Origin of the sequence: Streptomyces griseoaurantiacus (assembly GCF_036189845.1) — a bacterium.
In the GTDB taxonomy this organism is placed as follows: Bacteria; Actinomycetota; Actinomycetes; order Streptomycetales; family Streptomycetaceae; genus Streptomyces; species Streptomyces griseoaurantiacus.
Map to the genome: position 1 here is coordinate 5,441,452 of NZ_CP108326.1, position 22,717 is coordinate 5,464,168.

Consider the following 22,717-nt stretch of genomic DNA (forward strand, 5'->3'; position numbering starts at 1 on the left):
GGAAGGCCACCACGCGCATGGAGCAGTACGAGCCCGACCGCCTGTCCCCGGCCCAGGTGGCCGCCGTGCGGCGCAGTTTCACGAGCGGCAGGGCCGCCCTGACCCGCCGCACGCTGCTGCGGGCCTCCGCGGGCGGCGCGCTCGCGGCCGGTGGCCTCGCGGCGCTGACCGGATGCGGCATCCCCGCCGCAGGCAAGACACAGGGCGCGGTCACCTCGGACGACCACTCGGCCGAGGAGAGGACCGTCAGCTTCTCCAACTGGCCCGAGTACGTCGACGTCGACGACAGCGGCAAGCACCGGCCCACCCTGGAGGCGTTCACCAAGCGCACCGGCATCGCCGTCAAGTACACCGAGGACGTCAACGACAACAACGAGTTCTTCGGCAAGATCAAGCCGCAGCTCGCCGCGGGCCAGAGCACCGGCCGCGACCTGATCGTCCTCACCGACTGGCTGGCCGCCCGGCTGATCCGCCTCGGCTGGGTGCAGAAACTCGACCCCTCCCACCTGCCGCACGCCTACGCGAACCTGTCGGCGCAGTTCCGCGCCCCCGACTGGGACCCCGGCCGCGCCTACTCCTACCCCTGGCAGGGCGTCTTCACGGTGCTCGCCTACAACAAGAAGGCACTCGACGGCATCGAGGTGACCTCGGTCTCCGACCTGCTGGACAACGGCAGGCTCAAGGGCCGCGTCGGCTTCCTCTCCGAGATGCGCGACTCCATCGGGATGACCCTCCTCGACATGGGCAAGGACCCCGCCAAGGTCACCGCCGACGCCTACGACGCGGCCACCGCCCGCCTCCAGAAGGCCGTCGACAGGGGGCAGATCCGCCGCTTCACCGGCAACGACTACACCTCCGACCTCGCCAAGGGCGACCTGGCGGCCTGCGTCGCCTGGGGCGGCGACATCGTGCAGCTCCAGGCGGACAACCCCGACATCGACTACGTCATCCCCGACAGCGGCTACATGATGTCGACCGACAACCTCCTGGTCCCCAACAAGGCCCGCCACAGGACCAACGCGGAGCGACTCATCGACTACTACTACGAGCTGGAGCCGGCCGCCGAACTCGCCGCCTACGTCAACTACGTCACGCCCGTCGACGGCGTGAAGCCCTATCTGGCGAAGATCGACAAGGACGCGGCGAACAACCCCCTGATCGTCCCGGACAAGGCCACGGCCGCCCGGGCGCACGCCTTCCGCGCCCTGTCGCAGAAGGAAGAGACCGCCTACGAGGGCAAGTTCGCGAAGCTGACGGGGGCGTGAGGACCACCATGACCACCACGACGACCACGGCGGCCACCAGGAGGACCGGCGAGCGCGGCGACGTCCGGCTGACCGGCATAGGCAAGACCTACGGGTCCTTCACCGCCGTCCACCCGCTCGACCTGACCGTCCCCGAGGGCTCCTTCTTCGCCCTCCTCGGCGCCTCCGGCTGCGGCAAGACCACCACCCTGCGGATGATCGCGGGCCTGGAGGAGCCGAGCAGCGGCACCGTGCACCTCGGCGAGCAGGAGGTCACGCATCTGCCGCCGTACAAGCGGCCGGTCAACACCGTCTTCCAGTCCTACGCCCTCTTCCCGCACCTCGACATCTTCGAGAACGTGGCCTTCGGCCTGCGCCGCCGCGGCATCAGAAGCGTGAAGAAGCAGGTGGGGGAGATGCTGGACCTCGTCCAGCTCGGCGAGCAGGCGCGCAAGAAGCCGCACCAGCTCTCCGGCGGCCAGCAGCAGCGCGTCGCCGTCGCCCGCGCGCTCATCAACCACCCCAAGGTGCTCCTCCTCGACGAACCCCTCGGCGCCCTCGACCTCAAGCTGCGCCGTCAGATGCAGCTCGAACTCAAGCGCATCCAGACCGAGGTCGGCATCACCTTCGTGCACGTCACGCACGACCAGGAGGAGGCCATGACGATGGCCGACACGGTCGCCGTGATGAACGCCGGACGGGTCGAACAGCTCGGCCCGCCCACCGACCTCTACGAGAACCCGCGCACCACCTTCGTCGCCAACTTCCTCGGCACCTCCAACCTCCTCACCGCGCGCACCGACTCCGTCACCGGCGAGGACCTCGTGGTCGAGGCCGGTGCCTGCACACTCGTCCTGCCCCGCGCCCGCTGCTCCGCGCCCACCACGACCGGCGGCGAGGTGCTCGTAGGGGTCCGCCCGGAGAAGATCTCCCTGACCCACGCCGAGGACGCGGACACGATCCCGGACGGCCGCAACCGCGTCACCGGCCGCATCACGAGCGCCGGGTTCATCGGCGTCTCCACCCAGTACGTCGTGGACAGCCCCGTCTGCCCCGACTTCGAGGTCTACGCCCAGAACATCGACCGCGACCCCCGCCTCGTGCCCGGCGCCGAGGTCGTCCTGCACTGGAACCCCGCGCACACCTTCGGGCTCGACGCCGCCCAGTCCCCGCTCGCCGGAACGGCCGAGGACGCGGCGGCCGGCGGCGAAGGGACGGGCGCCCGATGAGCACCCTCACCGAGGCGCCGCCGCCGCTCGCCCCGGCGCCGGCCGCCGAACGGCCCCCGCGCCGCCGGGGCCGCCGGACGCCCTACTGGCTGCTGCTCCCCGGCATCCTGTGGCTGCTGGTCTTCTTCGCGCTGCCGCTGGTCTACCAGGCCTCCACCTCCGTGCAGACCGGCTCGCTGGAGGAGGGCTACAAGGTCACCTGGCACTTCGCGGCCTACTGGGACGCGCTCCACGCGTACTGGCCGCAGTTCCTGCGCTCGGTGCTCTACGCCGGGTCCGCCACCGTGCTCTGCCTGGTGCTCGGCTACCCCCTCGCCTACCTCATCGCCTTCCGGGCGGGCCGCTGGCGCAACCTGGTGATGATCCTCGTCGTCGCCCCCTTCTTCACCAGCTTCCTGATCCGCACCCTCGCCTGGAAGACGATCCTCGCCGACGGCGGCCCCGTCGTCGGCGCCCTCGACTCGCTGCACGTGCTGTCCGTCACCAACTGGCTCGGCATGACCGACGGCCACCGGGTGCTGGCCACCCCGCTGGCCGTGGTGTGCGGACTGACGTACAACTTCCTGCCGTTCATGATCCTGCCGCTGTACACCTCGCTGGAGCGGATCGACGGACGGCTGCACGAGGCGGCCGGCGACCTGTACGCCACCCCCCTCACCACCTTCCGCAGGGTGACGTTCCCACTGTCCATGCCCGGGGTCGTCTCCGGCACCCTGCTCACGTTCATCCCGGCCAGCGGCGACTACGTCAACTCCGAACTGCTCGGCTCCACCAACACCCAGATGATCGGCAACGTCATCCAGAGCCAGTTCCTGCGCATCCTGGACTACCCGACGGCGGCCGCCCTGTCGTTCCTGCTGATGGCCGCCATCCTGATCATGGTCACCCTCTACATCCGACGGTCCGGGACGGAGGATCTGGTCTAGATGCCCCTCAAGACCCCCCTGCGCTGGCTCAGGCGCAACCTCGTCGTCCTCGCCGGACTGTTCACCCTCGGCTACCTGCTGCTGCCCAACGTCGTCGTCACCGTCTTCTCCTTCAACCGGCCGAGGGGCCGCTACAACTACGCCTGGCAGGAGTTCTCCACCGAGGCCTGGCGGCAGCCGTGCGGCGTCGCCGGCATGTGCGGCTCGCTCTCCCTCAGCCTGCAGATCGCCGTGTGGGCCACCCTCGGCGCCACCGTGCTCGGCACGATGATCGCCTTCGCGCTGGTCCGCTACCGGTTCCGGGCGCGCGGCCCCATCAACTCGCTGATCTTCCTGCCGATGGCCATGCCCGAGGTCGTGATGGGCGCCTCGCTGCTCACCCTGTTCCTCAACATGGGCGCCCAGCTCGGCTTCTGGACCGTCCTCATCGCCCACATCATGTTCTGCCTGAGCTTCGTCGTCACCGCCGTCAAGGCCCGCGTGATGTCGATGGACCCCCGGCTGGAACAGGCCGCGCAGGACCTCTACGCCGGGCCCGCGCAGACCTTCCTGCGGGTCACCCTGCCCATCGCCGCCCCCGGCATCGCCGCCGGCGCGCTGCTCGCCTTCGCGCTCTCCTTCGACGACTTCATCATCACCAACTTCAACGCGGGCTCCACCGTCACGTTCCCCATGTTCGTCTGGGGCTCCGCCCAGCGCGGCACACCCGTACAGATCAACGTCATCGGCACCGCCATGTTCCTCCTCGCCGTGGTGTGCGTGCTGGGCGCGATGGCCGTGGGCAACCGACGCAGGCGCCGCACCGGCTGACCCGCGCCCCGACGACGACCCCGCCCCCCGCAGGAAGGTGACGCCATGGCCCCCGGCACCACGCACCGGAACGCCGAGCCCCCCGGCGCCACCGGCCCCTGGACCCGGTCCCTCGCCGGTGCCCGGCCCCTCCCGTACTGGCTCGACGACCCGGACCGCCCGGACCCCGAACCCGCGCTCACCGCCGCGGAGAGCTGCGACCTGCTCGTGGTCGGCGGAGGCTACAGCGGACTGTGGACCGCGCTGCTCGCCAAGGAACGCGACCCCGGCCGGGACGTCGTCCTGCTGGAGGGCCGCGAGACCGGCTGGGCCGCCTCCGGGCGCAACGGCGGCTTCTGCGCCGCCTCCCTCACCCACGGCACCGCCAACGGCCTGGCCCGCTGGCCGCGCGAGATCCGCACGCTGGAAAAACTGGGGGCACGCAACCTCGACGAGATCGAGGAGGCCGTCACCCGGTACGGCCTCGACTGCGACTTCGCGCGCACCGGCGAGATCGACGTCGCCACCGCCCCGCACCAGACCGCCGAACTGCGCGCCCGGCACGAGGAGGCCCGCCGCCACGGCCTGGACGAGGGCGTCGAGTACCTGGACGCGGACCGGGTGCGGGCCCGGGTCGACTCACCGACCTTCCTCGGCGGCCTGTACGACCCGCGCGGGGTCGCCCTCCTCGACCCGGCCCGACTGGCCTGGGGGCTGAAGCGGGCCTGCCTCGCCGCGGGCGTCCGCGTGTACGAGCACACGCCCGCGCTCACCCTGCGCCGGTACGGCGCGGGGATGGCCGTGCGCACCCCCTACGGGTCGGTGCGCGCCCGGCGGGTGGCGCTCGGCACCAACGTCTTCCCCAGCCTGGTGCGCCGGGTGCGGCCGTACACCGTGCCCGTCTACGACTACGCCCTGACGACCGAACCGCTCGATCCCGGCCGGCTCGCCTCCGTCGGCTGGGCCGGGCGGGAAGGGCTCGGGGACAGCGCCAACCAGTTCCACTACTTCCGGCTCACCGCCGACAACCGGATCCTGTGGGGCGGCTACGACGCCGTCTACCCCTACGGGGGCCGGGTGCGCGCCGAGTACGAGCACCGCCCCGAGACGTACGCCCGGCTGGCCCGGCACTTCTTCACCTGCTTCCCGCAGCTCGAAGGGCTCCGCTTCACCCACGCCTGGGGCGGCGCCATCGACACCTGCTCCCGCTTCTCGGCGTTCTTCGGCACGGCCCACGGGGGCCGGGTCGCGTACGCCGCCGGCTACACCGGGCTCGGCGTGGGCGCGACCCGGTTCGGGGCGCAGGTGATGCTGGACCTGCTGGCGGGGGAGCGCACCGAGCGGACCTCGCTGGAGATGGTGCGCAGCCGGCCGGTGCCGTTCCCGCCCGAGCCGTTCGCCTGGGCGGGCATCACGCTGACGAAGTGGTCGCTGGCGCGGGCGGACGAGGAGGGGGGACGGCGCAACGCGTGGCTGCGCGCGATGGACCGGCTGGGGCTGGGCTTCGACAGCTGAGGCGGCGAAGCCTCAGCGGCACGGGGTCACCGAGGGGTCCCGCCCTCCGGACGCCGGAGGCGGCGTACGACCCGCGCGAACACCATCAGCAGCACCGCCCCCAGGCACCAGCTCGCCACCACGTCCACCGGCCAGTGGTACCCCCGCCGCACCAGCCCGAAGGAGACGCCCAGCGTCAGGGCGAGCCACCCGGTGAGGACCGCGGCGCGGGCCCACCGCGCGGTGAGCAGCGGGAGCAGCAGCAGCGCCGCCGCCCCGTACGCGACGAGCGCCGTCGCCGTGTGCCCCGAGGGGTAGTAGCCCGTCCCCGGCGGCACCGCCGGTGTGCCGGGCCGGGCCGTCCAGTTCTTCAGCGGGACGACGACCGCCGGCACCAGCGCGATCAGGAACAGCGCCGCCCCGGGCGGTCCCCACCACCGGTCTGTACCAGTGGCGCGGTACCGCCACGCGGCCCATCCCGCGCAGAGCGCCAGCACCGGGACGGCGACCTGGACGTTGCCGAGATCGGAGAGGAGTTCGGCGGGACGACCGGGCCGCACCAGCGCCCGGCTGAGCCTGGCGTCGACGCGCAGCAGGGGGCCGTCGGCGAGAACCTGCCAGGTCAGGAGGGTGAGGAGGGCCACCGGGACGGCGAGCAGCGCGAGGAAACGCGCCCTGGACGGGGCCGGGGAGGGGGGAAGGAGAGAGGCCGGCCCGGAACAGGGGGGGGAGGTTCCGGGCCGGCCGTCCGGACCGGTGTGCCGCCCGTCCCGGGGGGTGTGGGACGAGCGGCCATCCGATCGGTGAGGAGATCCGGAGCCGGGGGCCCCGGGTGTGTGCGCGAGGGCACGACCAGGTCGAAGCCGGGAGGGCCACGGCCGGGACTCGCCCACAGTGCCCTGTGGACGGGGTGTTTCCTTCATCTGGGGAGAACCTACGGCAGCCGGGGGCCTCGCGGCACCCGGAACGCGGGGACGCCATCCACCTTGCACACGTTCTTCACGGACGTCGACGCGGGCTCGACAGACGTGCGCATCGTGGATCAGATGCGCGCGAACGCCTGCTCGATGATGTCGAGGCCCTCGTTCAGCAGTTCCTCGCCGATGACGAGCGGCGGCAGGAAGCGCAGCACGTTGCCGTAAGTGCCACAGGTCAGGACCAGTAGACCCTCGGCGTGGCAGGCCTTGGCCAGCGCGGCGGTCGTCGCGGCGTCCGGCTCCTTGGTGGCGCGATCCTTGACCAGCTCGATCGCGATCATCGCGCCCCGGCCGCGGACATCGCCGATGACCTCGTACTTCTCGGCCATCGCGGTGAGACGGGCCTTCATGACCGCCTCGATCTCCTTGGCCCGCGCGTTGAGGTCGAGCTCCTTCATCGTCTCGATCGCGCCGAGCGCGCCCGCGCAGGCGACCGGGTTGCCGCCGTAGGTGCCGCCGAGGCCGCCCGCGTGCGCGGCGTCCATGATCTCGGCGCGGCCGGTGACGGCGGCGAGCGGCAGGCCGCCCGCGATGCCCTTGGCGGTGGTGATCAGGTCCGGGACGATGCCCTCGTCCTCGCAGGCGAACCACTGGCCGGTGCGGCAGAAGCCGGACTGGATCTCGTCGGCGACGAAGACGATGCCGTTGTCCGCGGCGAACTGCCGGATCGCGGGCAGGAAGCCCTTGGCGGGCTCGATGAAGCCGCCCTCGCCCAGCACCGGCTCGATGATGATCGCGGCCACGTTGTCCGCGCCCACCTGCTTGCTGATCTCGTCGATGGCCTGCGCGGCCGCCTCGGGGCCCGCGTTCTCCGGGCCGGTCGGCCAGCGGTAGCCGTAGGCCACCGGCACCCGGTACACCTCGGGGGCGAAGGGGCCGAAGCCGTGCTTGTACGGCATGTTCTTCGCGGTCAGCGCCATCGTGAGGTTGGTGCGGCCGTGGTAGCCGTGGTCGAAGACGACGACGGCCTGCCGCCTGGTGTGGGCCCGCGCGATCTTGACGGCGTTCTCCACGGCCTCGGCACCGGAGTTGAACAGCGCCGACTTCTTGGCGTGCTCGCCCGGGGTCAGCTCGGCGAGCGCCTCGGCGACGGCGACGTACCCCTCGTAGGGCGTGACCATGAAGCAGGTGTGGGTGAAGTCGGCGAGCTGCGCGGACGCCCTGCGCACCACGGCCTCGGCGGAGGCGCCGACGCTCGTGACGGCGATGCCGGAACCGAAGTCGATCAGACGGTTGCCGTCGACGTCCTCGATGATGCCGCCGCCGGCCCGGGTGACGAAGACGGGCAGGGTGGAGCCCACGCCCCGGGCCACCGCGGCCGTGCGGCGGGCCTGCAGCTCCTGCGACTTCGGGCCGGGGACGGCCGTGGCGAGGTGGCGTTCCTGCGGAAGTGCGGTCATGGGGGGCTCCCGGATGGTCTTGCTCCGACGGGCGGGGTGCGGACGCGTGGCGCGTCCTCCCGCAGGCTAGGTCCGGGGCGGAAAGGTGGGCATGCTCCATGTGGGCGTTTTCCGCGCGGACCGTTGTCCGTGGTGGACATGGCCGCGGGCCCGGCGGTGTGAGCGGTGGCCCGCACCTGTCGGGGCGTTAGATTGACGTGCTGATGGTGGATGGAGCGGCTACCCAGGGGGCAAGGGTCATGGACAGCGACGGTACCCAGGACGCGCGGGGCACTCATGCCCATCCCGTACCGCGCCCGGCGGGGCCGCCGGGCGTGCCCCCGCCGCCGGGCCGGGCACCGGGTGCGCCCCCGTACTCCGGCACCGCGCCGGGTGTGCCCCCGCGGCCCGGCACCGCGCCGGGCGTGCCGCCCGTCCCCGCGCAGGCCCCCGGCGGCGCCCCCTCCGCCGTCGCCGCCTGGCTCGACGAGGACCGGCCGGCCGCGCGTCCCGGCGTCTGGCGCCTCGGCCACCGCCCGAAGGAGGCCCCGGAGAAGATCACCCCGGTGACGATCGCGGGCCTGCTGATCCCGCTGGTGCTGGCCCTCGGCGTCTGGTCGCTGTGGGAGCGCGGCTACCTGCCGTACAAGGGCACCATCCTGCGGATGTTCTCCCCGAACGACTGGTGGTGGCCGCTCACGGTGTCCTCGCCCCGGCCGGTCGAGGGCTGGAGCCCGGGGGTCCTCCCCGGCGAGCACTACCTGGTGGTCGCCGACGGCGTCTTCTTCGGCCTGCTCGTGTGCGCGGTGGCCATGCTCGGGAGCTGGCGCGCCATCCTGCGCCACTACATGGACCGCCTGTCCCCGCCGGTACGCGTCCTGGCCTCCGCCGGTCTCGCCCTCTTCGCCCTCAGCCTCGTCTTCCCGGAGGCCTTCCCCGTCGTCGGCTGGTCCGCCGTGCCGGTCGTCGACCCGCTGCTCTCCCTGTTCGTGCTGTTCACCGACAGCTACGACCTGATGGCCTCCACCCTGTTCACCTACACGCTCTACACGGTCGTCACCCTGCTCGTCGTGTGGCCCTTCGCCCGCCTCGGGAACTGGCGTGCCTACGCGCGCGAGCTGCTCGACCGGCAGGGACCCGAGGCCGCCGCCCCCGGCGCCGGGCCGGCCGAGCGCCCCCGCTCCCACTGGCCCCTGCTGCGGGAGGCGGGCCAGCACGACCTCGCCGACCTGCTCACCGCCGAGGTCACCGGCGGCCGGATGAACGACGTCGACTGCGTCCGCGTCGAGCGCGCCTTCGAGAGCGCCCGGCGCGAGGCCGCACTGGGCGGTTTCCGCGACGGCGTGCTGCGCCGGGGCGGCGCGGCCGCCACGCACCCGTCCGGCGCCCGGGACCTGCCCCGCCGCACCGCCCGGCACGACCTGCTCACCGGCCAGGTGCGGATCGGCCGCTGGGCGGAGTCCGAGCGCACCCCGCACTCCTACCGGGAGGCCGGGGCCGCCCTCGGCCCGGACGTGCTCGGCACCTCGCTGCTCGCCGTCGGCCCCTCCGGCGCCGGCAAGACCCGCACCCTGGTCGAACCGGTCACCGAGGCGCTCGCGCTGCAGGCGCTCACCGGGTCCTGCGCCGTCGTCGCCGTCTCCGCGGCGGGGAACCCGCTCGGCGCCGACGACTCCTTCGACGTGATCGTCCGCGTCGGCGACCCCTCCTCGGTGCACGACCTCGACCCCTACGCCGAGACCGAGGACCCCGACGAGGCGGCCGAATTCCTCGCCGAGGCACTGGTGGGCGACCTGGAGACGGTGAGCGCGCAGAGCGCCGGCACCGCGCTGGCCCAGCTCCTCGGCCCCTTCCACGCGGTGCACGGCCGCTTCCCCACCCTGCCCGAGCTGCGCGAACTGCTGGAGGGGGAGGAGAGCGCGCTGAACTCGCTGCGGGAGGCGCTCGCCGCGAGCGGCAACGAGCTCATGCGCCGCGAACTCGAGGCACGCCTGCGGCAGACGGGTCGGCACGGCGACCCGGGCCGGGCGCTGGCCGACCGCCTCTCGCTGCTGAACCGTCCGCTGTTCGCCGACTTCTTCGGCGGCGGCGGGCCCGGCCGCCCGTTCTCCCTGCGCGCGCTGGCGCACCACCCCCTGCGGGTGCGGATCGACCTGCCCGAGCGCGGCCACGAGGAGGCCTGCCGGCTGATCACCCGGCTCGTCCTCGCCCAGTTCCACGCCGTCGTCCGGACCCGGCGCGCGCACTTCGCCTGCCTGGTCCTGGACGACGCCACGGGGACGATCACCACCGAGTCGGTGCGCCGCATCCAGCGGCTGCGCTCGCAGAACGCGGGCGTCCTGCTCACCCTGCGCACCATCGGCGACGTCCCCGAGGCCCTGCACGGTCCGCTGTACGGGGCGGTCGGCTGCCGCATGGCCTTCTGCGGGGTCACCACCTGGGACGGCAGCCGGTTCGCGCAGACCTGGGGCACCGAATGGGTGGAGACGACGGAGGTCGCCAAGCACACCGTCTTCGCCGACCAGCCGATGACCCGGGCGATCCACAAACTGCGCAAGCTGATGACGGGCCGGGCGGTCACCACGGACGCGGTCACCGTGCGCCAGGTCGAGCGCGAGCGGTGGTCGGCCTCGGAACTGACGCAGGCGGTGCCGCCCGGGCACGCGGTGCTCTCGCTGATCGACGTCGAGGGCCGGCACACGCCGCCCCTGCTGGTCGACCTGCGGGCCTGAGCACGCCGTCCGCCGTGCGCAGGGACCACCGGCCGGTGGAACGTACGTTCGGCCGCCCGGCACCCCTACGGTGAGGCAGAATCGAAGGTGGCCGTTCATACAGTGCGGCCACCTTCGCGCACCGCGCACCGCGGCACCCCCGCGTCCCGCGCCCGCCGTCCGCAGACCCGACGGAAGGCCCCATGCCGCCCACGCTCGCCTCGCTCGTCCATCACTCCGCGCTCAAGCTGACCGTGCGCGCGGGGGAGGACCGGCTCGACGCCCCCGTGCGATGGGCGCACGCCAGCGAGCTCGCCGACCCCGTCCCCTACATGGAGGGCGGGGAACTGCTGCTGATCACCGCCCTCAAACTGGACGCCGAGGACCCCGAGGTCATGCGCCGGTACGTCGGACGGCTGGTCGGCGCCGGCGTCGTGGGACTCGGCTTCGCGGTCGGGGTCAACTACGAGGACATACCCGAGGCCCTGGTCGACGCCGCCCGGGAGGCGGGACTGCCGCTCCTCGAGGTGCCCCGCCGCACCCCCTTCCTCGCCATCAGCAAGGCCGTCTCCGCGGCCATAGCCGCCGACCAGTACCGCGCCGTCACCGCCGGCTTCGCCGCCCAGCGCGAGCTGACCCGGCAGGCGCTCGGCACCGGCCCCGAGGGACTGCTCGCCGCGCTCGCCGGCCAGGTCGACGGGTGGGCCGCCCTGTACGACGCCTCCGGGGCCGTCGTCGCCGCCGCGCCCGAGTGGGCCGGACGGCGCGCGGCCCGGCTCACCACCGACGTCGAACGGCTGCGGGAGCGGCCCGCGCCCGCCAGCTCCGTCGTCACCGGCGGCCAGGGCAACGGCGAGGACCGCGTCGAGCTGCACAGCCTCGGCACCGGACGCCGCCCGCGCGCCGCCCTCGCCGTGGGCACCGCCGCCGCGCCCGGCACCGCCGAGCGCTACGCCGTGCATTCGGCCGTCGCCCTGCTCACCCTCCTCACCGAGCGCTCCGGCTCACTGCACCTCGCGGAGCAGCGCATCGGCGCGGCCGTGCTGCGCATGCTGCTCGCCGGGGAGCCCGACCACGCCCGGGCGGTCGCCGGGGACCTCTACGGCGCCCTGCTCGACGCCCCCTTCCGGCTGCTCCTCGCCGAGACGCCCGGGGACACCGCCGAGGGCGAGGGCGATCCGCTGGGCGGCCTCGCCGAGGCCGCCGAATCGGCCGCCGCGCGGGCCGGCGAACCGGTGCTCGTGGTGCCGGAGGGCACCGGGGGCCGACGGCTCGTCGTCCTCACCGTGGACGACGGGGCGGCCGGCCGGGCCTGCGCGGAGTACGCGGCGGCCCGGGAACCGGCCGCCGGCACGGGGAGCGGTGAGGACCTGGTGATGGGGCTGTCCGGCCCGGCCGGACCGACCGCCGCGGGGGGTGCCTACCGGCAGGCCGAACAGGCCCTGTCGGTGGCACGCCGGCGCGGGCGGGTGCTCGTGGAGCACGACCGGATGGCCACCGGATCCGTCCTGCCGCTCCTCGCCGACGAGGCCGTGCGTGCCTTCGCCGACGGGCTCCTGCGGGCGTTGCGCGAGCACGACGCGACGGGGCGCGGTGACCTGGTGGCCTCGCTCCGGGCGTGGCTCTCCCGGCACGGCCAGTGGGACGCCGCGGCGGCGGACCTCGGGGTGCACCGGCACACCCTGCGCTACCGGATGCGCAGGGTGGAGGAGATCCTCGGCCGCTCCCTGGACGACCCGGACGTCCGCATGGAGCTGTGGCTCGCGCTCAAGGCGACCTCCGCGGCCGAGGACTGAGAACCCCTCCCCGCCCCCTCCCCGGACCCCTCCGCACGGACCGGACGGTCGAAGGGCCGTGCGCCCGCGCCGATCCGGCCTGTCGCGCGCCCCGACCCCGCCACCGTGGACAAACGACCCCCGGCCCGCCGCGCCCTACCGTGGAGCCCCGACGACAGGCCCCGAAAGGGCCCGCATCCCCGACCCGGAAGGCAGGCGCCCCGCCCCATGACCTCCACCCACGCCTTCTGGCTCGCCGGCCGCCAGGCCACCGGCGAGCAGACCCTCGACGTCACCTCCCCCTGGGACGGCCGGCTCGTCGGCACCGTCTCCCTGCCGACCGGGGCCCAGGTCGAGGAGGCCGTCGCCGCCGCCCACGCCGTCCGGGACGAGTTCGCCGCCACCCCCGCCCACGTGCGCGCCGCCGCCCTCGACCACGTCGCCCGACGGCTCGCCGAGCGGACCGAGGAGATCGCCCGGCTGATCACCGCCGAGAACGGCAAGCCGGTCAAGTGGGCCCGCGGCGAGGTCGGCCGCGCCGTCTCCGTGTTCCGGTTCGCCGCCGAGGAGGCCCGCCGCTTCAACGGCGGCGAGGCCCAGCGCCTGGACACCGACGCCGGCGGCCAGGGCCGGCTCGCCCTGACCCGCCGCTTCCCCAAGGGCGCCGTCCTCGGCATCGCCCCCTTCAACTTCCCGCTCAACCTGTGCGCCCACAAGGTCGCCCCGGCCCTCGCCGCCGGCGCCCCGATCATCCTCAAGCCGGCCCCCGCCACCCCGCTGTCCGCGCTGGTCCTCGGCGAGCTGCTCGCCGAGACCGAGCTGCCCGCCGGCTCCTGGAGCGTCCTGCCGGTGCCCAACGACCGCATGCCCGCCCTCGTCCAGGACGAGCGGCTGCCGGTCATCTCCTTCACCGGCTCCGACAAGGTCGGCTACGCGATCATGGACTCGGTGCCGCGCAAGCACTGCACCCTGGAACTCGGCGGCAACGGCGCGGCCGTCGTCCTCGCCGACTGGGCGAGCGAGGAGGACCTCGACCGGGCCGCGCAGCGCATCGCCACCTTCTCCAACTACCAGGGCGGCCAGTCCTGCATCTCCGTGCAGCGCGTGATCGCCGACGCCGCCGTGTACGATCGGCTGCTGCCGCGCCTCGTCGCCGCCGTGGAGGCCCAGGCCACCGGCGACCCCTCGCAGGACGCGACCGACGTCGGCCCGCTGGTCAGCGAGGACGCCGCCCGGCGCGTCGAGGCGTGGGTCCAGGAGGCCGTCGAGGGCGGGGCCACCCTGCACACCGGCGGCAAGCGCGAGGGCGCCTCCTACGCCCCGACCGTCCTCACCGGCGTACCCGCCGACGCCACGCTCGCCCGGGAGGAGGTCTTCGGGCCGGTCCTCACCGTGCGGCGGGTGGAGGGCGAGGCCGAGGCCTTCGCCGCCGTCAACGACTCCGAGTACGGCCTCCAGGCAGGCGTGTTCACCCACGACCTTCAGACCGCCTTCCGCGCCCACCGCGCCCTGGAGGTCGGCGGCGTGGTCATCGGCGACGTGCCCTCCTACCGCGCCGACCAGATGCCCTACGGCGGCGTCAAGCAGTCCGGCGTCGGGCGCGAGGGCGTGCGCTTCGCGATGGAGGACTACACCTACGAGCGGGTCCTGGTCCTCACCGGCCTCGCCCTCTGAGCCCACTCCCGCACACCGCGAGGGCCCGGCGGCCGCCCGCCGGGCCCTCGCGGCGCGCCGGTGCGCCGCCGGGCCGCGCTCAGTGCCGGGCGGCGGAGGGCGCCGGACCGGTGCTGGCCCGCACCGACAACTCGGGCGCGAGCAGCACCACCTCGTCCTCGCCGCGCCCCTCCAACTTGGCGACCAGGCGGTCCACCGCCCTGCGGCCCATCTCCTGCGCCGGTACGGCGACGGCCGTCAGCCGCACCGAGGCCTGCACGGCGACCTGGTCCGGGCAGACGGCGACGACCGAGACGTCCTCCGGGACGGCCAGACCGCGCTGCCGCAGCAGGGCCAGCAGCGGCTCCACCGCGGACTCGTTCTGCACCACGAAGCCCGTGGTGTCCGGCCGTTCGTCGAAGATCCGCGCCAGCGTCACGGCCATCGCGTCGTAGCCGCCCTCGCACGGCCGGTGCAGCAGCCGCATCCCCAGCTCGCCCGCGCGGGTGCGCAGCCCCTCCAGGGTGCGCTCCGCGAAGCCGGTGTGCCGTTCGTAGACGGCCGCCGCCTCGCCGACGACCGCGATGTCGCGGTGCCCGAGCATCGCGAGGTGCTCCACGCACAGCGCGCCCGTGGCGGTGAAGTCTAGGTCGACGCAGGTCAGCCCGGTCGCGTCGGCGGGGAGCCCGATGAGCACCGAGGGCTGACCGGAGGCGCGCAGCAGGGGCAGCCGCTCGTCGTCCAGTTCGACGTCCATGAGGATCATGGCGTCCGCGAGCCCGCTGCCGGTGACCCGCCGCACCGCGTCCGGACCCTCCTCGCCGGTCAGCAGCAGCACGTCGTAGCCGTGGGCGCGGGCGGTGGTGGCGACCGCGATGGCGATCTCCATCATCACCGGCACGTACATGTCGGTGCGCAGCGGGACCATCAGCGCGATGATGTTCGACCGGCTGCTCGCCAGGGCCCGCGCCCCGGCGTTCGGGTGGTAGCCCAGCTCGCGGATGGACTCCTCGACCCGCTGCCGGGTCGCGGCGGAGATCGACCGCTTGCCGCTCAGGACGTAGCTCACCGTGCTCGCCGAGACTCCGGCATGCTGGGCGACCTCGGCGAGGGTGACCATCCGGTCCTCCAGTGAGGTGAAGCGCTTCGACCAAGCGAAACGGGGGAGCGATGCGGTTGACCTGCCACGACCATAACCGCCTGGATCAAGCAAGTCCATAAGCGCGCAAACACGTCGAAGCGCTTCGACGGGCCCTGACGCGACCCTCCACCGGCCCACCCCGCTGGTGCCCACCCGACAAACCGGGTACATACGATCGAGTAGCCCCGCACCACCGATTCCGGACCCCACGTCCCGGTTCGACGTCCCGGCGGTACGTCCCCTCGGGACGCCCCGTCCCGACGGACCCCGTACCCACCCCCACTTCGCGGCGAGGTGCCCCTCATGTCCGCAGCACCCACCACCTCCACCCCCACGCCGTCCCCCACCGTCACCGAGGCCGAGGCCCGCCGCGTGGCGGAGGCCGCCCGGGAGAAGGACTGGCACAAACCGAGCTTCGCCAAGGAACTCTTCCTCGGCCGCTTCCGCCTCGACCTCATCCACCCGCACCCCACCCCCACGCCCGAGGCCACCGCCCGGGGCGAGGAGTTCCTCGCCCGCCTCCGCGCGTTCTGCGAGAGCGAGGTCGACTCCGCCCGCATCGAACGCGAGGCGCGCATCCCCGACGAGACCGTGCGCGGCCTCAAGGAACTCGGCGCCCTCGGCATGAAGATCGACACCAAGTACGGCGGCCTGGGCCTCACCCAGGTGTACTACAACAAGGCGCTCGCGCTGGCCGGTTCGGCGAGCCCGGCGATCGGCGCGCTGCTCTCCGCGCACCAGTCGATCGGCGTGCCCCAGCCGCTGAAGATGTTCGGCACCGAGGAGCAGAAGGAACGCTTCCTCCCGCGCTGCGCCCGCACCGACATCTCCGCCTTCCTGCTGACCGAGCCCGACGTCGGCTCCGACCCGGCCCGCCTGGCCACCCGGGCGGTCCCGGACGGCGAGGACTACGTGCTCGACGGCGTGAAGCTGTGGACCACCAACGGGGTCGTCGCCGACCTGCTCGTGGTGATGGCCCGGGTGCCCGCCTCCGAGGGGCACAAGGGCGGCATCACCGCCTTCGTCGTGGAGGCCGACTCCGAGGGCATCACCGTCGAGAACCGCAACGCCTTCATGGGCCTGCGCGGACTGGAGAACGGCGTCACCCGCTTCCACCGGGTCAGGGTGCCCGCCGCCCACCGCATCGGCCCCGAGGGCGCCGGCCTGAAGATCGCGCTGACCACCCTCAACACCGGCCGGCTCTCGCTGCCCGCCATGTGCGCGGGCGCCGGCAAGTGGTGTCTGAAGATCGCCCGCGAATGGTCCTCCGTCCGCGAGCAGTGGGGGCGCCCGGTGGCGTACCACGAGGCGGTCGGCGCGAAGATCTCCTTCATCGCCGCGACGAGCTTCGCCCTGGAGGCCGTCGTCGACCTCGCCAGCCAGATGGCCGACGAGGACCGCAACGACATCCGCATCGAGGCCGCTCTCGCCAAGCTGTACGGCTCCGAGATGGCCTGCCTGATGGCCGACGAGCTCGTCCAGATCCGCGGCGGCCGGGGCTTCGAGACCGCCGACTCGCTGCGCGCCCGCGGCGAACGCGGCGTGCCCGCCGAGCAGATGCTGCGCGACCTGCGCATCAACCGCATCTTCGAGGGCTCGACCGAGATCATGCACCTGCTGATCGCCCGGGAGGCCGTGGACGCGCACCTCTCGGTCGCCGGCGACCTCATCGATCCGGACAAGTCCCTGTCCGACAAGGCGAGGGCGGGCGCGAACGCCGGTGTCTTCTACGCCAAGTGGCTGCCCAAACTGGTCGCGGGCCCAGGCCAACTGCCGCGCTCCTACGCCGAGTTCCACCCGGCGGGGCACCTGGACCTGTCACCGCACCTGCGGTACGTCGAGCGCGGCGCGCGCAAGCTCGCCCGCTCCACGTTCTACGCGATGTCCCGCTGGCAGGGCCGCATGGAGACCAAGCAGGGCTTCCTCGGGCGCATCGTGGACATCGGCGCGGAACTCTTCGCGATGAGCGCCGCGTGTGTCCGCGCCGAACGGCTGCGCGCGGAGGGCGAGCACGGCAGGGAGGCCTACCAGCTCGCCGACGCCTTCTGCCGGCAGGCCCGGCTGCGCGTCGAGGAGCTCTTCGGCCGCCTGTGGACCAACACCGACGAACTGGACCGGCGCGTGGTCAAGCAGGTGCTCTCCGGGGCGTACGAGTGGCTGGAGGAGGGCGTCGTCGACCCCTCGGGAGAAGGCCCCTGGATCGCGGACGCCACACCGGGGCCCTCGAACAGGGAGAACGTGCGCAGGCCGCTGCGCTGACCGGCCCCCGTGCCGCGGGGCACCGCGCGCCCCGCGGCGCGGCCGCCCGCGGCACGGCCCGCGCCCTCGCGGGGCGCGGTGTCCTGCCGGGCGGCCGGTGCGGCCACAATGGGGGGATGAGCGACAGTCCAGCCCCCCTCGCCGATCCGCATCTCGTCTTCGACCCCGTCGACGGAGTACGGGATGTCGTGATCCTCGGCTCCACCGGCTCGATCGGCACCCAGGCCATCGACCTCGTGCTGCGCCACCCCGACCGGTTCCGGGTGACCGGCCTGTCCGCCGCCGGCGGACGGGTCGCACTGCTCGCCGAGCAGGCCCACCGCCTCAGGGTGCGCACCGTCGCCGTCGCCCGCGAGGACGCCGTACCGGCGCTGCGCGAGGCCCTGGCCGAGCGGTACGGGGCCGGGGAGCCGCTGCCCGAGCTGCTCGCCGGGGCGGAGGCGGCCACCGAGCTGGCCCGCTCCGCCTGCCACACCGTGCTCAACGGCATCACCGGGTCCATCGGCCTCGCCCCGACCCTCGCCGCCCTCGAGGCGGGCCGCACCCTCGCGCTCGCCAACAAGGAGTCGCTCATCGTGGGCGGGCCGCTGGTGAAGGCGCTCGCCAGGCCGGGTCAGATCATCCCGGTCGACTCGGAGCACGCGGCGCTCTTCCAGGCGCTCGCCTCCGGCACGCGCGCCGACGTGCGCAAGCTCGTCGTCACGGCCTCCGGAGGGCCCTTCCGGGGCCGCAGCAGGGCGGAGCTGGCCCACGTCACCCCGGCGGAGGCGCTCGCCCACCCCACGTGGGCGATGGGCCCGGTCATCACCGTCAACTCGGCGACGCTCGTCAACAAGGGGCTGGAGGTGATCGAGGCGCACCTCCTCTACGACATTCCCTTCGCTCGGATTGAGGTGGTCGTGCATCCCCAGTCGTATGTTCACTCGATGGTTGAGTTCACGGACGGGTCCACGCTCGCGCAGGCGACTCCCCCCGACATGCGGGGGCCGATCGCCGTGGGTCTCGGCTGGCCCGAACGGGTGCCGGACGCGGCGCCCGCATTCGACTGGAGCAAGGCCTCGACCTGGGAGTTCTTTCCTCTGGACACCGAGGCCTTCCCCTCCGTCGGCCTCGCCCGGCACGTCGGCGAACTCGCGGGCACGGCCCCGGCGGTGTTCAATGCCGCGAACGAGGAGTGCGTCGACGCGTTCCTCGCCGGCACCCTGCCGTTCAACGCCATCATGGAGACGGTCACGAGGGTGGTCGAGGAACACGGCACGCCGCGCACGGGAACTTCCCTGACCGTCGCGGACGTCCTCGAGGCGGAGACCTGGGCGCGCGCCCGGGCCAGGGAACTGACAGCACAGACGGCGACCGCGGAGGCCCGTGCATGACGACACTGATGATGATCCTCGGCATAGTCGTCTTCGCGGTCGGGCTGCTGATCTCCATCGCCTGGCACGAGCTCGGCCACCTCTCGACGGCCAAGATGTTCGGCATCCGCGTCCCGCAGTACATGGTCGGCTTCGGCCCGACCGTGTGGTCGCGGAAGAAGGGCGAGACCGAGTACGGCATCAAGGCGGTCCCGCTCGGCGGCTACATCCGCATGATCGGCATGTTCCCGCCCGGGCCCGACGGCCGGGTCGAGGCCCGCTCCACCTCCCCGTGGCGCGGCATGATCGAGGACGCCCGCGAGCAGTCCTTCGAGGAACTCCAGCCCGGCGACGAGAAGCGGCTGTTCTACACCCGCGCCCCGTGGAAGCGGGTCATCGTGATGTTCGCCGGCCCCTTCATGAACCTCATCCTCGCGGTCGCGGTGTTCCTCGGCGTGATGATGACCTTCGGCGTCCAGGACCAGACGACCACCGTCAGCAAGATCTCCGACTGCGTCATCCAGCAGAGCGAGAACCGCACCAAGTGCGCGAAGGACGACCCCGCCGCGCCCGCGAAGGCCGCCGGTCTCCAGCCCGGCGACAGAATCGTCGGCTTCAACGGCACCAGGATCACCGACTGGTCGGTCCTGCAGAACGACATCCGCGACCACCCCGGCGAGGACGTCGCCCTCACGGTCGAGCGCGAGGGCCGGCAGATCGACCTCAAGGCCCACCTCATCAGGAACCAGGTCAGCAAGACCGACTCGGACGGCGCCTACGTCCAGGGCGAGTACGTGTACGCCGGCTTCCTCGGCTTCACCCCCGCCACCGGCATCGTCCAGCAGTCCTTCGGCCAGTCCGTCGACCGCATGGGCGACATGATGGAGAACGGCGTCGAGTCGCTCATCGCCCTGCCCGGCAAGATCCCCGCCCTGTGGGACGCCGCCTTCGGCGACGGACCGCGCGACGCGGACTCCCCGATGGGCGTGGTCGGCGCGGCCCGGGTCGGCGGCGAGGTGTTCACCCTGGACATCCCGCCCTCCCAGCAGATCGCGATGATGCTGCTCCTCGTGGCCGGGTTCAACCTCTCGCTGTTCCTGTTCAACATGCTCCCGCTGCTCCCGCTCGACGGCGGGCACATCGCGGGCGCCCTGTGGGAGTCGCTGCGCCGCAACCTGGCCCGCGTCCTGCGCCGCCCCGACCCGGGCCCGTTCGACGTGGCCAAGCTGATGCCGGTGGCGTACGTGGTGGCGGGGATCTTCCTCTGCTTCACCGCGCTGGTGCTGGTCGCGGACGTCGTCAACCCGGTCAAGATCTCTTAGCCGTCACGCGTCCGCGAGGGCCGGTGGACCGGACGGCGGAACGGCCGGGCACTCCTGGTGCCCGGCCGCCATCCGAAGGGTGGGTTTACCGACGCTGATGTGCTCGCGCGCCCGGGCGTGCCGTAATCTCGGGGTCTGGATCCCGTCGCTCCGGGACCGGAACGGACCGTACCGGATCGGATGTGACCGGCCCGGCACGGACAGGACCGGCCCCGCCCCGACGCGGATCCGCACCTTGGTGATCCACGACTTGGGGTTGCACAGCAGATGACTGCGATTTCTCTCGGCATGCCGTCCGTTCCGACCAAACTCGCCGAACGCCGCAAGAGCCGGCAGATCCAGGTCGGAACCGTGCCGGTCGGCGGGGACGCGCCCGTCTCCGTGCAGTCGATGACGACGACCCGGACGTCCGACATCGGTGCCACGTTGCAGCAGATCGCGGAGTTGACGGCGTCGGGCTGTCAGATCGTGCGGGTGGCGTGTCCGACGCAGGACGACGCGGACGCGCTGGCGACGATCGCGCGGAAGTCGCAGATCCCGGTGATCGCGGACATCCACTTCCAGCCCAAGTACGTGTTCGCCGCGATCGAGGCGGGTTGTGCGGCGGTGCGGGTGAATCCGGGCAACATCAAGCAGTTCGACGACAAGGTGAAGGAGATCGCGCGGGCGGCGAAGGACCACGGGACGCCGATCCGTATCGGGGTGAACGCGGGTTCGCTGGACCGCCGGCTGCTGCAGAAGTACGGCAGGGCGACGCCGGAGGCCCTGGTGGAGTCGGCGTTGTGGGAGGCGTCGCTGTTCGAGGAGCACGGTTTCCGGGACATCAAGATCTCGGTGAAGCACAACGACCCGGTGGTGATGATCGAGGCGTACCGGCAGTTGGCGGAGGCGTGCGAGTATCCGCTGCACCTGGGGGTGACGGAGGCGGGTCCGGCGTTCCAGGGGACGATCAAGTCGGCGGTGGCGTTCGGTGCGCTGCTGTCGCAGGGCATCGGTGACACGATCCGGGTCTCGCTGTCGGCTCCGCCGGCGGAGGAGGTCAAGGTCGGGTTGCAGATCCTGGAGTCCCTCGGTCTGAAGGAGCGCGGTCTGGAGATCGTGTCCTGTCCGTCCTGCGGTCGTGCGCAGGTGGATGTGTACAAGCTGGCGGAGGAGGTCACCGCCGGGCTGGAGGGCATGGAGGTGCCTTTGCGGGTGGCGGTCATGGGCTGTGTCGTGAACGGTCCCGGTGAGGCCCGTGAGGCGGACCTCGGCGTGGCCTCGGGCAACGGCAAGGGGCAGATCTTCGTCAAGGGCGAGGTCATCAAGACCGTGCCGGAGTCGAAGATCGTGGAGACCCTCATCGACGAGGCCATGAAGCTGGCCGAGCAGATGGAGAAGGACGGCACCGCCTCCGGCGAGCCCGCCGTCACCGTCGCCGGCTGACCGGCGCCGGACAGCGGCCGACCGCACGCCGCCCGGGGGCGAGCACCACCGGGCGGCGTCGCACATACCCGCCAGGTACAGTGCGAAAATCAGCAGATCCAAGGGTGAGGCATCCGCACGTGTTGACGCAGACGACCACCCGCGTCCTCGAACCGAAGGACCTGGAGGCCGCGCTCGCCGTCCTGGACCGCGAGCCGGTCGCGAACGCCTTCGTGACCTCCCGCGTCCACGTCGCCGGGCTCGACCCCTGGCGGCTCGGCGGCGAGATGTGGGGCTGGTACGAGGACGGGATGCTCACCTCACTCTGCTACGCGGGCGCCAACCTGGTGCCCCTGTGCGCCACCCCCCGGGCCGTCCGCGCCTTCGCCGACCGCGCCCGCCGCAGCGGCCGCCGCTGCTCCTCCGTCGTGGGCCCCGCCGAGGCCACCGCCCAGCTCTGGCGGCTGCTCGAACCGAGCTGGGGCCCGGCCCGCGAGGTCCGCGCCCACCAGCCCCTCATGGTCACCGACCGGCTCCCCGCGGACGTCACCCCCGACCCCTACGTCCGCCGCGTCCGCAAGGACGAGATGGAAACGATTCTCCCGGCGTGCGTGGCGATGTTCACCGAGGAGGTCGGCGTCTCCCCGCTGGCCGGCGACGGCGGACTCCTCTACCAGGCCCGGGTCGCCGAACTCGTCGGCGCGGGCCGCTCCTTCGCCCGCCTCGACCAGGACGGCAAGGTCGTCTTCAAGGCCGAGATCGGCGCCGCCACCCCGCAGGCCTGCCAGATCCAGGGCGTCTGGGTGGCCCCCGAGTACCGGGGCCGGGGCCTCGCCGCCCCCGGCATGGCCGCGGTACTGCGCTACGCGCTCGCCGACGTCGCCCCCGTGGCCAGCCTCTACGTCAACGACTTCAACACCGCGGCCCGGGCGACCTACCGCAAGGTGGGCTTCCACGAGGTCGGCGAGTTCATGAGCGTGCTGTTCTGAGGAGCCGGCGGGAGTCTTCCGCCTAAGCGCTGTCCCGCAATCCCCGGCGGGCGTGCGACGACAGCTACGGCAC

At 72.9% G+C, this 22,717-nt stretch carries 16 protein-coding genes; 13 read left to right on the forward strand and 3 right to left on the reverse strand.

Translation table 11 applies throughout. The annotated features are described in order from the left end of the window. Positions 1-17 precede the first annotated feature (17 nt). The 5 genes from OHB09_RS24315 to OHB09_RS24335 are packed head-to-tail and all read left to right on the forward strand — an operon-like array spanning position 18 to position 5,703. A complete protein-coding gene (locus OHB09_RS24315) occupies positions 18-1,265 on the forward strand; it encodes a polyamine ABC transporter substrate-binding protein (RefSeq protein ID WP_319351994.1) in 1,248 nt (415 codons plus the stop codon). An 8-nt stretch (positions 1,266-1,273) separates the two neighbouring features. Next, complete coding sequence (locus OHB09_RS24320) at positions 1,274-2,473, forward strand: ABC transporter ATP-binding protein (protein WP_167793626.1); 1,200 nt, start codon at positions 1,274-1,276, stop codon at positions 2,471-2,473. After that, positions 2,470-3,399: an ABC transporter permease gene (locus OHB09_RS24325; protein ID WP_093598473.1), complete on the forward strand. Its 930-nt coding sequence runs from the start codon at positions 2,470-2,472 to the stop codon at positions 3,397-3,399. Before OHB09_RS24320 ends, OHB09_RS24325 begins: the two co-directional genes overlap by 4 nt. Continuing rightward, positions 3,400-4,209 (forward strand): ABC transporter permease, encoded by an 810-nt coding sequence (locus OHB09_RS24330; RefSeq protein WP_006139514.1) that lies wholly within the window; start codon positions 3,400-3,402, stop codon positions 4,207-4,209. 45 nt (positions 4,210-4,254) lie between these two features. Further along, entirely contained in the window at positions 4,255-5,703 is a 1,449-nt protein-coding gene (locus tag OHB09_RS24335; protein ID WP_328728322.1) for an NAD(P)/FAD-dependent oxidoreductase, read from the forward strand. A 26-nt stretch (positions 5,704-5,729) separates the two neighbouring features. Here the strand turns inward: OHB09_RS24335 and OHB09_RS24340 are convergent, their stop codons facing one another. Continuing rightward, a complete protein-coding gene (locus OHB09_RS24340) occupies positions 5,730-6,326 on the reverse strand; it encodes a phosphatase PAP2 family protein (RefSeq protein WP_328728320.1) in 597 nt (198 codons plus the stop codon). A 398-nt stretch (positions 6,327-6,724) separates the two neighbouring features. Then, on the reverse strand, positions 6,725-8,059 hold the full coding sequence (gene gabT / locus OHB09_RS24345; protein WP_093598464.1) for a 4-aminobutyrate--2-oxoglutarate transaminase: 1,335 nt from the start codon (positions 8,057-8,059) through the stop codon (positions 6,725-6,727). 239 nt (positions 8,060-8,298) lie between these two features. Between gabT and OHB09_RS24350 the strand changes: the two genes are divergently transcribed. The 3 genes from OHB09_RS24350 to OHB09_RS24360 all read left to right on the forward strand — a co-directional run bounded on the left by OHB09_RS24350 (position 8,299) and on the right by OHB09_RS24360 (position 14,198). Continuing rightward, the gene (locus tag OHB09_RS24350; RefSeq protein WP_328922521.1) at positions 8,299-10,770 is read left to right on the forward strand and encodes an ATP/GTP-binding protein; all 2,472 of its coding nucleotides are present in this window, start codon (positions 8,299-8,301) and stop codon (positions 10,768-10,770) included. A 182-nt stretch (positions 10,771-10,952) separates the two neighbouring features. After that, positions 10,953-12,545: a PucR family transcriptional regulator gene (locus OHB09_RS24355; protein WP_328922522.1), complete on the forward strand. Its 1,593-nt coding sequence runs from the start codon at positions 10,953-10,955 to the stop codon at positions 12,543-12,545. A gap of 207 nt (positions 12,546-12,752) precedes the next feature. Further along, positions 12,753-14,198, forward strand: a complete 1,446-nt coding sequence (locus tag OHB09_RS24360; protein WP_006139507.1) for an aldehyde dehydrogenase family protein — start codon at positions 12,753-12,755, stop codon at positions 14,196-14,198. A 79-nt stretch (positions 14,199-14,277) separates the two neighbouring features. Here OHB09_RS24360 and OHB09_RS24365 read toward each other — a convergent pair whose 3' ends face one another. After that, the gene (locus OHB09_RS24365) at positions 14,278-15,297 is read right to left on the reverse strand and encodes a LacI family DNA-binding transcriptional regulator (RefSeq protein ID WP_006139506.1); all 1,020 of its coding nucleotides are present in this window, start codon (positions 15,295-15,297) and stop codon (positions 14,278-14,280) included. Positions 15,298-15,621: 324 nt separating this feature from the next. On the opposite strand from OHB09_RS24365, the gene OHB09_RS24370 reads away from it, so the two are divergent. The 5 genes from OHB09_RS24370 to OHB09_RS24390 all read left to right on the forward strand — a co-directional run bounded on the left by OHB09_RS24370 (position 15,622) and on the right by OHB09_RS24390 (position 22,644). Further along, positions 15,622-17,577, forward strand: a complete 1,956-nt coding sequence (locus OHB09_RS24370; protein WP_006139504.1) for an acyl-CoA dehydrogenase family protein — start codon at positions 15,622-15,624, stop codon at positions 17,575-17,577. Between the two features lie 116 nt (positions 17,578-17,693). Continuing rightward, complete coding sequence (gene dxr, locus OHB09_RS24375; RefSeq protein ID WP_167793631.1) at positions 17,694-18,950, forward strand: 1-deoxy-D-xylulose-5-phosphate reductoisomerase; 1,257 nt, start codon at positions 17,694-17,696, stop codon at positions 18,948-18,950. Beyond that, positions 18,947-20,251 carry a M50 family metallopeptidase gene (locus OHB09_RS24380; RefSeq protein ID WP_328728317.1) on the forward strand — a complete coding sequence of 435 codons (1,305 nt, stop codon included), beginning with the start codon at positions 18,947-18,949 and terminating at the stop codon, positions 20,249-20,251. The genes dxr and OHB09_RS24380 overlap by 4 nt, the downstream gene beginning before the upstream one ends. A 267-nt stretch (positions 20,252-20,518) precedes the next feature. Next, positions 20,519-21,676 carry a flavodoxin-dependent (E)-4-hydroxy-3-methylbut-2-enyl-diphosphate synthase gene (gene ispG, locus OHB09_RS24385; protein ID WP_006139500.1) on the forward strand — a complete coding sequence of 386 codons (1,158 nt, stop codon included), beginning with the start codon at positions 20,519-20,521 and terminating at the stop codon, positions 21,674-21,676. Between the two features lie 119 nt (positions 21,677-21,795). After that, the gene (locus OHB09_RS24390; protein WP_167796228.1) at positions 21,796-22,644 is read left to right on the forward strand and encodes a GNAT family N-acetyltransferase; all 849 of its coding nucleotides are present in this window, start codon (positions 21,796-21,798) and stop codon (positions 22,642-22,644) included. Positions 22,645-22,717 lie beyond the last annotated feature (73 nt).